This is a genomic window from Nocardia sp. NPDC051750 (assembly GCF_044453135.1).
GTDB lineage: Bacteria > Actinomycetota > Actinomycetes > Mycobacteriales > Mycobacteriaceae > Nocardia.
On record NZ_JBITCK010000008.1, the window covers coordinates 97,060 to 109,887 of the forward strand.

The following is a 12,828-nucleotide window of genomic DNA, read 5'->3' on the forward strand; positions in this document are numbered from 1 at the left end:
AGAGCGTGGTGCCCGAGGTGGACTCGATCGACCAGCGGTGGCGTTTCGACGGTAAACGGGTGGTGGTGACCGGTTGTGCCTCCGGTATCGGCGCCTGCCTGGTGACGCAGTTGCGGGATCTGGGCGCCGAGATCGTCGGTCTCGACCGGCTCCGTCCCGGCACCGAACTCGACGAGTTCTACGAGATGGATCAGGCAGATCCGTCGTCCATCGACCGGGCCGCGCGCTTGGTCGGGACCGAGGTGGACGCCCTGTTCAATATCGCCGGTGTCTCCTCGGGCATCGGCGACCCGCTGCGCGTCGCCACCATCAATTTCCTCGGGATGCGGCACGTCACCGAAGCGCTCGTCCCGCATATGGAACCGGGTTCGGCGGTGGTCAGCGTCTCCTCGCTGGCCGCTTCCGGATACCTGGAGAACCGCTGGGCGGTCAACGGGTTCCTGGATACCACCTCGATGGAGGAGGGAATCGCCTGGTGCACCGCGCATCCCGAAGCCATCGCGGACGGCGGTTACCGGCTGTCCAAAGAGGCGATCATCCTCTACACCGTCCGCAAATCGGTGGAGCTCGCGCGCCGCGGTATCCGGATGAACTGCACCGGACCCGGCGTCACCGAAACCCCCATCCTGGACCAGCTGCGTTCGGCATACGGCCAGGACTACCTCGACGGGATCCCCAAACCGCTGGGCCGGTCCGCCGACCCCGTCGAACAGGCGTCCGCACTGCTGTTCCTGGGCAGCCGCGCCGCCGGATACATCACCGGTCAAGTGCTGTGGGTCGACGGCGGGAACCTCGCCGCGCGTCTGGCCGACGAACTGGCCGGACCGCCCCCGGCGCAGCCCACCGAGGCGGGTTCGCCCGAATCCGCCGGGGCGATCCCGGGCGAGCGGGAATAAGCAGCTGGAAGGAACAGACAACGTGGCAACTCTGACCGATTTCTACAGACTCGGTGACACCGTGCGTAACTGGGGCCGCTGGGGCGCCGACGACGAACTCGGCACGCTGAACTTCATCACCCCGCAGAAGGTCGCCGCCGCGGCCGGACTGGTCCGGCACGGAAAGGTGTTCCCGCTCGGCATCGACTTCAGCTCCAACGGGCCGCAGGGCGCATTCAAATTCCGCGCCAATCCCACCCATGTGATGACCGTCGACGGCGGTGACGCCGAAACCCTGACCGAGTACGGCCCGAAATGGCTGCAGAATTCGGTGGCCGGCGAACTGGCCGGATTCTTCGCCGACAACCCGTTCCGGTTCAACGACGATATGATCATCATGCCGTTGCAGGCTGCCACACAGTGGGACGCATTCTCCCATGTCTATTACGGGGACAAGCTCTACAACGGTTTCCCGGCCGATTCGGTGACCAGTATGGGCGCCTTCCACTGCGGTATCGAAAAGGTGGACAGCAAGGGCGTCACCAGCCGCGGGGTCCTGCTGGACCTGGTGAAATATCGTGGCGCGGAAACCTTCCTCGAGGTCGGGGAGCCGATCACCGGCGACGAACTCGACGAATGCGCGAAGCGCCAGGGTGTGAGCATCGAATCCGGCGATATCGTGCTGGTCCGCACCGGCTGGTGGAACCGTTTCCTCGAGGCCGGTGACGGCTCCGAACCGTATGCGGGTCTGGACTGGACCTGCGCGAAATGGCTGCACGATCACGAGATCGCGGCCGTTGCCGCCGATAACCTCATGGTCGAGAATCCCGTGTCGGGGGTCGAGGGCACCTTCCTGCCGATGCATATGCTGTGCCTGCGCGATATGGGGCTGATGCTCGGCGAATACTGGGATTTCACCGCCCTGGCCGCCGATTGCGCCGCCGACGGCGTCTACGAATTCCAGCTCATCGCCCCGCCGCTGCGCATTGTCGGCGCCGTGGGCTCGCCGATCAACCCGATCGCCATCAAATAGGAGACCGGTCATGACTGTGGGAAGCACAATGGTAGATCGCACCGAACTCGATACGGAGACACAGCCGTTCGTTGTCGGCCTCGGTGGAACGCTGCGCGCGAACTCCTCGACCGAGCGGGCGCTGCGGCACTGCCTGGACGAGGTCGAGCGGCGCGGTGGGCGGACCGCGCTGTTCAGCGGCGCTGATATCAATCTGCCGATGTACAACCCGCACGATCCGGCTCGCACCCCGCAGGCCGTGGCGCTGGTGGAAGCGCTGCGTGCCGCCGACGCGGTGATCGTCGGCTCGCCCGGCTATCACGGTGCGATCTCCGGGCTGGTGAAGAACGCGCTCGACTATGTCGAGGATATGCGCACCGATCCCACGGTCTACCTGGACAACAAGCCCTGGGGCTGTATCACCTGCGCCTACGGCTGGCAGGCCGCGGTCGGGACACTGGGGCAGCTGCGCGGGATCGGGCACGCGCTGCGCGCCTGGCCCACCCCGATCGGGGTCGCGATCAACTCGGCGGACAAGATCTGGGACGAAGGCGGAGCCCTGATCGACACCGGCGTGCAGGGTCAGCTCGAGCTGCTGGCCGTGCAGGTACTCACCAGTGCCAAACCGATCGGCAGAGCATGAGCGAGTCAGGCCCGGAGGCGGCAGCGGAGCGTAACCACGGAGGGCCCTCGGTCATGCCCAATAGGCAGAGCATGAGCGAGTCAGGCCCGGAGGCGGCAGCGGAGCGTAACCACGGAGGGCCCTCGGTCATGCCCGATCGGCACGGCATGAGTGGGTTCGAGCATCGGACGATCCAGGTCGACGGTTTGCACACCCATTTCCTCGAGGCAGGCGCGGGCGAACCGGTCGTCCTGCTGCACGGCGGGGAATTCGGTGCGAGCGCCGAAATCGGCTGGGAACACACTATTGCCGCGCTCGCGCGGCGATATCACGTCATCGCCCCGGATATGCTCGGCTTCGGCGATTCCGCGAAGGTTGTCGATTTCACCGACGGCCGGGGTATGCGTATCCGGCATATCGCCCGGTTCTGTGCCGTGCTCGGAATCGAGTCGGCGTATTTCGTCGGTAATTCGATGGGTGCGGTGAACCTCCTCGCCGACACCACCGCCGAGAAACCGCGGCTGCCGGTGCGCGCCATGGTGACCATCTGCGGTGGCGGCCAGATCCAGGCCAACGAACATATGCGTGCCCTCTACGATTTCGACGCCACCCTGCCCGCCATGCGGGCGATCGTCACCGCCCTGTTCGCCTCGCCGGCCCATCCCGCCGACGAGGACTATGTGCGGCGCCGTTTCGAGTCGGCGACCGCTCCCGGCGCCTGGGAGGCGATCGCGTCCGCGCGGTTCCGGCGGCCCGGGGCCGAGGCGCCGGCCGGTCCGGGGGACCGGCCGTTCGAACGTATCCGGGTGCCGACCCTGGTGGTCGAGGGCGGCGCCGACAAACTTCTGCCGAGCGGCTGGGCCGCCGAGGTCGCCGCCCGGATACCGGATGCCCGGTCGGCGGTGATCGAGGACGCCGGGCACTGCCCGCAGCTGGAACGCCCGGAGGCGGTGAACGCGCTGCTCCTGGAATTCCTGGACGAGCAGTCCCGCACCGGATCGGCCGCGGAGTACGCACACAGCGGTTGAGCCGCCGCCGCGCCGGGACCGGCACAGGGTATGTCGTTACGAGAGGAAGAGCAGCGCATGGGCAACGAGTTGGCGGGCAAGGTCGCGGTGATCACCGGCGGCGCGTCCGGACTGGGCAGCGCCATGGTCGAACGGTTCGTTGCGGAAGGCGCCCGGGTGGTCGTCGGTGATATCGATGTGGAAGCCGGGCAGGCACTGGCGGATCGCTGCGGGGAAGGCGCCCTGTTCCGCAGGACCGATGTCGGGGAACCCGAACAGATCGCCCAGCTCGTGGACCTTGCCGTGGAGCGGTTCGGCGGACTGCACATCATATGCAACAACGCCGGTATCTCCGGGACCATGCACAAAAGCATCCTGGACGACGATTTCGCCGACTTCCACCGGGTGATGTCGGTGAACGTCCTCGGTGTCATGACCGGAACCAGGCTCGCCGCGCGGCATATGACCGAGAACGGCGGCGGTTCGATCATCAACCTGTCGTCGGTGGGCGGTGTGCAGGCCGGCGGCGGGGTGATGACCTACCGTGCCTCCAAGGCCGCCGTCATCCATTTCACCAAATCCGCGGCGATCGAACTGGCCCAGCACGACATCCGGGTGAACTGTATCGCCCCCGGCAATATCCCCACCGACCTGCTCGCCAAGGCCTCCAGCACCATGTCGCCGGAGAAAGCCGAGCGGATGACCCGGGCCATGCGCGAGATGATGAACCGCGATCGCCCGCTTCCGCGCGAGGGCACGCCCGAGGATGTCGCCGAAGCCGCCGTGTACTTCGCCGGTGAGCGGTCCCGCTATCTGACCGGCACCGTACTGGCCGTGGACGGCGGCACAACCGCCGGCAAACCGCTTATGCGACGCAGCACCGAGGCGGCCGACGGTTCCGCCGCCGCAAAATCATGAGCGGCCCCGACCCCCGACCCCTTCACCCAAGAGAGAGAATGTCATGAAAGTGACTGTCGAACAAGGGAAATGCATTGCCGCCGGGCACTGCGTGATGGCGGCCGACGCGGTGTTCGACCAGCGTGAGGAGGACGGCATCGTCATCCTGCTGGACGAGAACCCCCCGGACGATCTCGCCGACGACGTCCGCGAAGCAGCCGCCGTATGCCCCGCCATGGCCATTCACGTCCACGAGGAGTGACAGTGACGAATACGTCTGGGTCCGATACCCACGCCGCATCCGACGCCGGAGAGATCCTGGAGTATCCGATGGAGCGGGCCGCCGGCTGCCCGTTCGCGCCGCCGCCCGAGGTGCTCGGGCTGGTGACCGAACGCCCGCTGGCCCGCGTCCGGATCTGGGACGGGAGTACCCCGTGGCTGGTCACCGGGTACGCCGAACTCAAATCGCTCATGTCCGACCCGCGGATCAGCACCGACGATCACCAGCCCGGTTTCCCGCACTGGAACGAGGGCATGCTCGAGATGGTGAATCACCGGGCCCGCTCGGTGTTCAATACCGACGGCGAGGAACACAGCCGCTTCCGCCGGATGATGACCAAACCGTTCACGGTGAAACGGGTCGACGCACTGCGACCGGCGATCCAGCAGATCACCGACGACCATATCGACGCCATCCTCGCCGGCCCGCAGCCCGCGGATCTCGTCGAAGCGCTCGCCCTGCCGGTGCCCTCGCTGGTGATCAGCGAAATGCTGGGCGTGCCCTATGAAGACCACGAGTTCTTCCAGCAGCATGCCACGACCGGTGTGTCCCGGTTTGCGACCGCAGAGGAATCGGCGAAGGGGCGAGTGGGTCTGGCGCGATATCTGATCGACCTGATCAAATCCAAAATGGAGAATCCGGCCGAGGATATGGTCACCGAACTCGCCGAACGGGTCACCGCCGGTGAGATCTCCATGAAGGAAGCCGCGCAGATCGGCACCGGCGTGCTCATCGCCGGCCACGAGACCAGCGCCAATATGATCTCGCTCGGCACCCTCGCGCTCCTGGAGAACCCGGACCAGCTGGCCCTGCTGCGCGATACCGACGACCCGAAGGTGGTCGCGAACGCGGTCGAGGAACTGCTGCGGTTTCTGAGCATCATTCAGAACGGGCAGCGCCGGGTCGCCCTCGACGATATCGAGATCGGCGGACACACCATCAAGGCCGGCGAGGGCGTGATCATCGACCTCGCACCCGCGAATTGGGACCCGAACCAGTTCCCGGGCGGGGACACACTGGATCTCACCCGTCCCGCCCGGCTGCATGTCGGTTTCGGTTTCGGCCCGCATCAATGCGTGGGCCAGCAGCTCGCCCGGGTGGAACTGCAGATCGTTTTCAAGACCCTGCTGCAGCGTATCCCGACCATGCGGCTCGCTATTCCGCTGGACGAGGTCGAATTCAAACACGACAAACTGGCTTACGGTCTGTACCGCCTGCCGGTGACGTGGTGATCCGCCGAAACAACTGCGCCGAGAGGAAACACCAGCCGTGACCACCACTGCGCCCGCTGATGTCTACTACGACCCCTACGATGTCGAGCTGAATGCCGGCCCGTACCCCATGTTCAAGCGGATCCGCGAGGAAAAACCGCTGTACTACAACGAAACCCACGATTTCTATGCGCTGAGCCGGTTCGCCGACGTCAATGCCGCGCTGATCGACAAGGACACCTTCAGCTCGGCCCGCGGCGCGATCATCGAACTGATCAAGGCGAATATCGAGATCCCGCCGGGCGTCCTCATTTTCGAGGATCCGCCGATCCACACCATGCACCGCAAACTGCTGTCCCGGATGTTCACCCCGCGCAAGATCAAGGCGCTCGAGGACAAGATCCGCGAATTCTGCTGCCAGAGCCTGGACCCGCTGATCGGCACCGGTCGCATCGATTTCATCGCCGACCTCGGCGCCCAGATGCCCATGCGCACCATCGGCATGCTGCTCGGTATTCCGGAAGAGGATCAGGAAGCGGTCCGCGATTTCGCCAATGAGCAGATGCGTACCGAAGAGGGCAAGCCGATGAAGGCGTCCACGGAGGGCATGGTCAGCGGCGAACTTTTCGAAAAGTACGTCGACTGGCGCACCGAACACCCCTCCGACGACATCATCTCCGAGCTGCTGAATGTCGAATTCGAAGACGAGACCGGCACCCTGCGCCATCTTTCCCGCGACGAAATCCTCACCTATATCAACGTCGTCTCCGGTGCCGGCAACGAGACCACCACCCGGCTGATCGGCTGGGCCGGAAAGGTCCTCGCCGAACACCCCGACCAGCGCCGAGAACTGGCCGAGAACCCGTCCCTGATCCCCGCGGCCATCGAAGAGTTGTTGCGTTTCGAACCCCCGGCCCCGCACGTGGCCCGCTACGTCACCCGCGATATCGAATACCACGGCCAGACAGTCCCCGAGGGCAGCGCCATGATGCTGCTCATCGGCGCCGCCAACCGCGACCACCGCCAATTCGCCCCCGACGGCGACGTTTTCGATATCCACCGCGAAAGCAAACCCCACCTGGCGTTCAGTGTCGGCACCCACTTCTGCATGGGTTCGGCCCTGGCCAGGCTGGAGGGCCGGGTCGCCCTGGAAGAAATCCTGAAACGCTTCCCCGAATGGGAGGTCGACCTGTCGCAGGCCAAACTCTCCCCGACCTCGACAGTCCGCGGCTGGGAAAGCATGCCGGCATCCTTCTGAGCGGAAGCGAAGGCGGAGCGCTGTGGCCGACCACTGCGCCCCGCCTCCGTTCCGACCACGGAGCATTTATTTGTCGAAGCGGGGAGTGGCGTTATCGCATTCGGCGGCCGCCGCCTTTACCACGATCTGTTATCCCGGGATGGCCGGTTTCGGCCTTGGTCACCCATAATGTTCGGCGCTGGTCGTCGATCGCGTACCAGATCCGTGCTCCGCTCGTGACTTCGTACTGCCACTGCTCCAGTTCGGTACCGCCGATCTTCACCGCGCTCAGGGTGGCTTTGAGCCGGTGCTGACGGCCCGGGTTCTGGACGCTTCGCGGTTCTGACGTAATGGCGACCCATGCGCGATCCAGGGCATCGACCGCCTGCCGCTCCAGTTCGGACCACCCACGCGCGGACTCTGTGTTGTGCAGGAGCACCCGCCACGGTTTGGGGCGAGGAATTTCGTCGCCTCGCTTGTGCCGGATCATTTGCGTCTGCCCGGGCGATCGACCTCCACGAAATCAGTGGTGTCGAATGGACCGCTCAGCTGCGCTACCAGCGCCGGGTCTGTATAGATCTCGGCGGTGTGCTTCCACGCGATCAGGTCCCTCAGGAACGGAAGGTAATGCCCGGTATCCGCTCCGGCGAGCAGATCATCCAGCAGTTCTCCGATCGCTTCGGGTCGGTGCTCGGACGGTAGCCAACGTAGCCAAGGTAGTTCTTCGGCGAGTACGTCCTCGGCCAACTGGCGGTTCGCTTTCGCTACCAAGCCGAGCGACCGGGCGGCAAGTTGCAGCGCACCGTCCATAGCGCGATACCGCTCATCGCGCATCAGGACGACATTCTCGGCATCTCTGCGCTCCAGGAGCACATCGGCGTCGGCGAGCAGCGGGAAAACCGATGTCTGCTTCCGCACCAACTCGCTGAACGGCAGGCTCTTCATCGCGCTCATCGATCTAGTGTAGCACTGTGCTGAATTAGTTCAGTACTGCTGAGCTATCCCCGCGCTCTACGCTGGGCTGGTGTTCTTCATCTTCGGTTTCGGAACCAAGCGGCAGAACCTCGGCCCCGGGGCAACCCGGACCTGCGCGCGCTGTCACAACACGACGCAGTGGCTGCGGGTGCGGGAGTTCAAGCAGTTCACGCTGTTCTTCGTTCCGGTCGCACGCTGGAAGCGCCGGCAGCTCGAGATCTGCGGTATCTGCGGCGCGGCGGTCGAATTCTGAGCAGTGCCGGTGGGTCAGAGCGTCGCCACGTGCTGTTCCAGTACCGCGCGAATCGTGGCCCCGTCGATTGCACCGTGTGGGGTGACGGCATCGAGTGAGAGGCCCGAGATGAGCGCGGCCAGGTGTGCGGCTTGGTGTTCGGGGGCGGGAGTTCCGGTGGCGGTCAGCGTGTCGACGAGGACCCGGCGCAGGTCCGCACCCATCTGCCGGACGACCGGTTCGAACGCGGGATTGATCCGCGCGGCCGCGATGACCTCCACGAGGATCACCGCTTCTCGATGCCGCTCATCGTCCAAGGGGACCAATTCTTCGAGTACGCGCAGCAAGTGACGTTTCGCCGCGGGGCGGTTTCCCGCGGCCGGTGCCGGATGGCGGGTGAGACGCCGGCCCATCCGGTCGCCGACCTCGGTCGCCACGGCGACGACCAGAGCTTCGTGGTCGGTGAAATAGTGGCGCACCGACCCGATGTTCAATCGCGCCTCGGCGGCCACCCTGCGGAAAGTCGCGGCAGCGACGCCGCCGGCCACGACGAGTCGCAGGGCTGAATCGACGATATGGCGTCGTCGCGCATCGGCATCTACCCGGATCGGCACGGGCACAGTCTAGAAAACCGCTTCGTTTTTACATCACATGCGTGATACAAAAGCTGGCGCACGAGATCCGACCGAGGAGGACCCGTTGTGAACGAGGCCGACGCCATTGCCGCCAACCGTGCGAACTGGGACGAACGGGCCGATGTGCACCGGCGGTCCCTGATGTACGACGTAGACACCTTCCTGGCCGACCCCGAGGCCGTCTCGTCGGTGGTGCGCAACGACCTCGCGGAGTTGTCTGCGCACCTGCCGGAAACCGGGGTAGCCGGCCGATCGCTGCTGCATCTGCAATGTCATATCGGCACCGACACCCTGTCCTGGGCTCGTCTCGGCGCGGTCGATGTGCACGGTCTCGACTTGTCACCCAACTCCCTGCGTCATGCCGACCGGATCGCCCGGGCCGACGGCCGCGAGATCACCTGGGTCGAGGGTGACGCGCGGTTCGCGTCCGCACTGATCGACCGGCAGTTCGACCTCGTCGTCACGAGCGCCGGCACCATCGTGTGGCTGCCCGAACTCGCCGACTGGGCTCGGTCGATCCACGACCTTCTCGCGCCCGGCGGTGTGTTCATGATCCGCGACGACCATCCGATCCTGGGCGCGATGGACTTCGAGCCGTGGGAGATCACCGACGACTATCTCAGTGGCAGCGGCAGCCGGACCTACACCGATTCGGGTAGCTACACCGAGGATTCGGCCGGGCAGATCACCCAGGCCACGGTGCACGAGTGGCGGCACGACCTGGGAGAAATCATCGGTTCGCTGCTGCGCGCCGGCCTGCGGATCGAAGCAGTCCACGAATTGCCCTACATGGATTGGCGCGCCTTCCCCGACCTCGTCGAATGCCGCGAGGGATGGACACTTCCGGACACGGCGCCGCGGATCCCGTTGAATTTCGCCGTTGCTGCCCGGAAGGTATAGCGATGTACCCGCCGGCCCGTCCGGTGGACTAATCCAAGAACATATCCGGGATCGGGTTGGCGCCGCCGCCGTATTCCGACAGGTCGGTGCGGCCTGATTCGATGAGCGCCGTGGCGTCGATATAGGTGTTGCCGGTGTTGTACTTGGCTTCGCGCGACAAGATGTCCGCCGCGGCGTCGCCCATGATCCGCGGGCTGCGGGAGGACTCCAGGAGTTCCGTGCCGTCGGGCAGATTCGCGACGGCGGAGGTGGCGATGTAGGTCTGCGGCCACAGGCAGTTCGCGGCGATTCCGGCGTCGGCGTATTCGGCTGCCCAGCCGAGGGTCAGCAGGGTCATCCCATATTTCGAGAGCGTGTAGGAGGGGTGGGCGCCCAGCCAGCGGGGACTGGTGTTCAGGGGTGGGGCGATCGTGAGAATGTGCGGGTTCGGCGCCTGGCGCAGGTGCGGTAGGCAGGCTCGGGTCAGCAGGAAAGTGCCGCGCAAATTGATCTGCTGCATCAGGTCGAACTTCTTCGCGGAGAGTTTCTCGGTGGGGTCGGTGGCGATGGCGCTGGCGTTGTTCACGCAGTAGTCGATGCGGCCGAAGCGCTCCAGCGCGGTCTCCACGACCCGTGCCACGTCGGCTTCCTCCCGGACATCGCCGACGACCGCCGCGGCCTTGCCGCCGGCCGCCTCGATCTCCGCGACCGCGGTGTGCACCGTGCCCGGCAGCTTCGGATGCGGTTCCGCCGTCTTGGCCAGGACCACCACATTCGCGCCGCGGCGGGCGGCGGACAGGGCGATGGCCAGGCCGATGCCGCGGCTGGCACCGGATACCACCAGGGTTCGGTCGGTGAAGTTCTGCTGGTCGGTGGTCATGTCACTCCTGGTCGATTATGCGTTCGCGCGAACCGGTATTGGCATTCTCATTTTCTGCAAGTATCGTATTCAACGATGAACGATGCAGTCCATACCTCCTCGGGTATCCCGCTCGAACCGGTCTACGGGCCGGCCGACCGGGCTACCGAACCGCCCGCGCCCGGCGCGTTTCCGTTCACCCGGGGCAACTACGCCACCGGTTACCGGGGACGGCTGTGGACCTTCCGGCAGTATTCCGGCTTCGGCACCGCCGAAGAGTCCAACCGGCGCTACCGCTACCTACTGGACCAGGGGGGCACCGGCTTATCGGTCGCCCTGGACCTGCCGACCCAATGCGGCTACGACTCCGATGACCCCGAAGTGGGGGAGGAGGTCGGTCGGGTCGGTGTCGCGGTCGACACCCTCGCCGACGCCGAGATCCTCTTCGACGGCATCCCGCTGGACAAGATCAGCACGAGCTTCACCATCAACGGCACGGCCGCGATCCTGCTCGCGTTCTATGTGGCGGCGGCGGAGAAGAAGGGCGTGCCCCGGGAGAAGCTCACCGGCACCATCCAGAACGACATCCTCAAGGAGTACGCCTCCCGCGGCACCTGGATCTGGCCGCCGCAGCCCTCCCTGCGCTTGATCGCCGACACCATCGAGTTCTGCGCCGCCGAGGTGCCGCGGTTCAACGCGATATCGGTGGCGGGCGCGCATTTCCGTGATGCCGGGGCGACCGCGGTCCAGGAGATGGCCTTCACCCTCGCCGACGGTGTCACCTACTGCGATACCGTCGTCGAACGCGGCCGGATGAGTATCGAGCAGTTCGCGCCGCAGATCTCGTTCTTCTTCTACACCCACGGCGATTTCTTCGAGGAGATCGCCAAATACCGGGCCGGTCGCCGCCGCTGGGCGACTATCGTGCGCGAACGTTACGGCGCGACCACCGACAAGGCGTCGATGTTCCGGTTCGGCTGTGTGGCCGGTGGTGCCTCGCTCTACGCCCCGCAGGCGCAGAACAATCTCGTCCGCATCGCCTACGAGGCGATGGCGGCGGTGCTCGGCGGGGTGCAGTCGATGTTCACCGCGGCCTGGGACGAACCGTTCGCGCTGCCCAGCGAGGAATCGGCGACCATGGCGCTGCGCACCCAGCAGATCCTCGCCTACGAAACCGGGGTCACCCGGGTGGCCGATCCACTGGGCGGTTCGTATTTCGTCGAGGCGCTCACGGACAAGACCGAAGAGGCCATCAAGGAGATCATGACCGACCTGGAGAACCGGGGCGGGATGGTCCGGGCGATCGAAGACGGATATCTGCAGGGCCTGATCGCCGACGAAGCCTACAAGTTGCACCAGGAGATCGAATCCGGCGTCAAACCGGTCGTCGGGGTGAACAAGTTCGTCTCCGACGAACCCGCACCGGAGATCTCCACCTACGAACTGGACGCCGAGGGCCGGGAAACCCAGCTGAAACGGCTGGCCAAGGTGAAAGCCGAACGGGATTCCGCCGCTGTACGCGACACCCTGGCCGCATTGTCGCGGGGTGCGGAAGGAGACGACAACCTCATGCATCGTCTGATCGACTGTGCCAACGCCTACTGCACGGTGGGCGAGATGACCGCCGCCCTCAAATCGGTCTGGGGCGAATTCCAGCAGCCGGTGGTGTTCTGATGACCGCGCGCGTATTGGTCGCGAAACCCGGTCTGGACGGCCATGACCGGGGTGCGAAGATCGTCGCCCGCACCTTGCGCGACGCCGGATTCGAGGTCGTCTACACCGGAATCCGGCAGCGTATCGAGGATATCGTCTCGATCGCGGTGCAGGAGGATGTGGCCGTGGTCGGGTTGAGCATCCTGTCCGGTGCGCACGTCGCGTTGACGAAACGGGTGGTCGACGCTCTGCGTGCGGCCGACGCCGGCGATATCGCGGTTGTGGTCGGCGGCACCATCCCGCAGGGCGATATCGAGAAATTGCAGTCGGTGGGCGCGGCCGCCGTTTTCCCGACCGGTACCGCGCTCGATGTGCTGGTCACCGCGATGCGGGAACTCACCGGGACCCCGGCCCCGTCCTGATCTCCCGGGCGCCCCGCGCCCGGGTCCGGAGC

The 12,828-nt window shown here is 65.6% G+C and carries 16 protein-coding genes; 12 read left to right on the forward strand and 4 right to left on the reverse strand.

The genetic code is table 11. From position 1 onward, the window contains the following. Positions 1-17: 17 nt before the first annotated feature. The 8 genes from ACIA75_RS31430 to ACIA75_RS31465 all read left to right on the forward strand — a co-directional run bounded on the left by ACIA75_RS31430 (position 18) and on the right by ACIA75_RS31465 (position 7,162). Positions 18-896, forward strand: a complete 879-nt coding sequence (locus tag ACIA75_RS31430) for a coniferyl-alcohol dehydrogenase (RefSeq protein ID WP_397111097.1) — start codon at positions 18-20, stop codon at positions 894-896. Between the two features lie 22 nt (positions 897-918). Next, positions 919-1,908 carry a cyclase family protein gene (locus ACIA75_RS31435; protein ID WP_397110550.1) on the forward strand — a complete coding sequence of 330 codons (990 nt, stop codon included), beginning with the start codon at positions 919-921 and terminating at the stop codon, positions 1,906-1,908. A gap of 28 nt (positions 1,909-1,936) precedes the next feature. Further along, positions 1,937-2,530, forward strand: coding sequence for an NADPH-dependent FMN reductase (locus ACIA75_RS31440; protein ID WP_397110552.1), 594 nt, complete (start codon positions 1,937-1,939; stop codon positions 2,528-2,530). A 128-nt stretch (positions 2,531-2,658) separates the two neighbouring features. Then, positions 2,659-3,537, forward strand: coding sequence for an alpha/beta fold hydrolase (locus ACIA75_RS31445; RefSeq protein WP_397110554.1), 879 nt, complete (start codon positions 2,659-2,661; stop codon positions 3,535-3,537). Positions 3,538-3,594: 57 nt separating this feature from the next. Beyond that, positions 3,595-4,434, forward strand: a complete 840-nt coding sequence (locus ACIA75_RS31450) for an SDR family NAD(P)-dependent oxidoreductase (protein ID WP_397110556.1) — start codon at positions 3,595-3,597, stop codon at positions 4,432-4,434. 43 nt (positions 4,435-4,477) lie between these two features. Beyond that, positions 4,478-4,675: a ferredoxin gene (locus ACIA75_RS31455; protein WP_397110558.1), complete on the forward strand. Its 198-nt coding sequence runs from the start codon at positions 4,478-4,480 to the stop codon at positions 4,673-4,675. A gap of 68 nt (positions 4,676-4,743) precedes the next feature. Continuing rightward, complete coding sequence (locus ACIA75_RS31460; protein WP_397111098.1) at positions 4,744-5,925, forward strand: cytochrome P450; 1,182 nt, start codon at positions 4,744-4,746, stop codon at positions 5,923-5,925. A gap of 37 nt (positions 5,926-5,962) precedes the next feature. Further along, positions 5,963-7,162: a cytochrome P450 gene (locus ACIA75_RS31465; RefSeq protein WP_397110560.1), complete on the forward strand. Its 1,200-nt coding sequence runs from the start codon at positions 5,963-5,965 to the stop codon at positions 7,160-7,162. 91 nt (positions 7,163-7,253) lie between these two features. Here ACIA75_RS31465 and ACIA75_RS31470 read toward each other — a convergent pair whose 3' ends face one another. Together ACIA75_RS31470 and ACIA75_RS31475 are read right to left on the reverse strand one after the other, a co-directional pair. Next, positions 7,254-7,631, reverse strand: a complete 378-nt coding sequence (locus ACIA75_RS31470; protein WP_397110562.1) for a hypothetical protein — start codon at positions 7,629-7,631, stop codon at positions 7,254-7,256. Then, positions 7,628-8,095, reverse strand: coding sequence for a hypothetical protein (locus ACIA75_RS31475; protein ID WP_397110564.1), 468 nt, complete (start codon positions 8,093-8,095; stop codon positions 7,628-7,630). The genes ACIA75_RS31470 and ACIA75_RS31475 overlap by 4 nt, the downstream gene beginning before the upstream one ends. Positions 8,096-8,162: 67 nt before the next feature. Between ACIA75_RS31475 and ACIA75_RS31480 the strand changes: the two genes are divergently transcribed. After that, complete coding sequence (locus ACIA75_RS31480) at positions 8,163-8,369, forward strand: zinc-ribbon domain-containing protein (RefSeq protein ID WP_397111099.1); 207 nt, start codon at positions 8,163-8,165, stop codon at positions 8,367-8,369. A gap of 14 nt (positions 8,370-8,383) precedes the next feature. On the opposite strand, the gene ACIA75_RS31485 is transcribed toward ACIA75_RS31480, so the two are convergent. After that, positions 8,384-8,962: a TetR/AcrR family transcriptional regulator gene (locus ACIA75_RS31485; RefSeq protein ID WP_397110566.1), complete on the reverse strand. Its 579-nt coding sequence runs from the start codon at positions 8,960-8,962 to the stop codon at positions 8,384-8,386. Positions 8,963-9,049: 87 nt separating this feature from the next. On the opposite strand from ACIA75_RS31485, the gene ACIA75_RS31490 reads away from it, so the two are divergent. Further along, positions 9,050-9,883, forward strand: coding sequence for a class I SAM-dependent methyltransferase (locus ACIA75_RS31490; protein ID WP_397110568.1), 834 nt, complete (start codon positions 9,050-9,052; stop codon positions 9,881-9,883). A gap of 28 nt (positions 9,884-9,911) precedes the next feature. Here ACIA75_RS31490 and ACIA75_RS31495 read toward each other — a convergent pair whose 3' ends face one another. Next, positions 9,912-10,742 carry an SDR family oxidoreductase gene (locus ACIA75_RS31495; RefSeq protein WP_397110570.1) on the reverse strand — a complete coding sequence of 277 codons (831 nt, stop codon included), beginning with the start codon at positions 10,740-10,742 and terminating at the stop codon, positions 9,912-9,914. A gap of 75 nt (positions 10,743-10,817) precedes the next feature. Between ACIA75_RS31495 and ACIA75_RS31500 the strand changes: the two genes are divergently transcribed. Together ACIA75_RS31500 and ACIA75_RS31505 are read left to right on the forward strand one after the other, a co-directional pair. After that, complete coding sequence (locus tag ACIA75_RS31500; protein ID WP_397110572.1) at positions 10,818-12,395, forward strand: methylmalonyl-CoA mutase family protein; 1,578 nt, start codon at positions 10,818-10,820, stop codon at positions 12,393-12,395. Then, positions 12,395-12,796: a cobalamin B12-binding domain-containing protein gene (locus tag ACIA75_RS31505; RefSeq protein WP_397110574.1), complete on the forward strand. Its 402-nt coding sequence runs from the start codon at positions 12,395-12,397 to the stop codon at positions 12,794-12,796. Before ACIA75_RS31500 ends, ACIA75_RS31505 begins: the two co-directional genes overlap by 1 nt. The last annotated feature ends 32 nt before the right edge of the window (positions 12,797-12,828 follow it).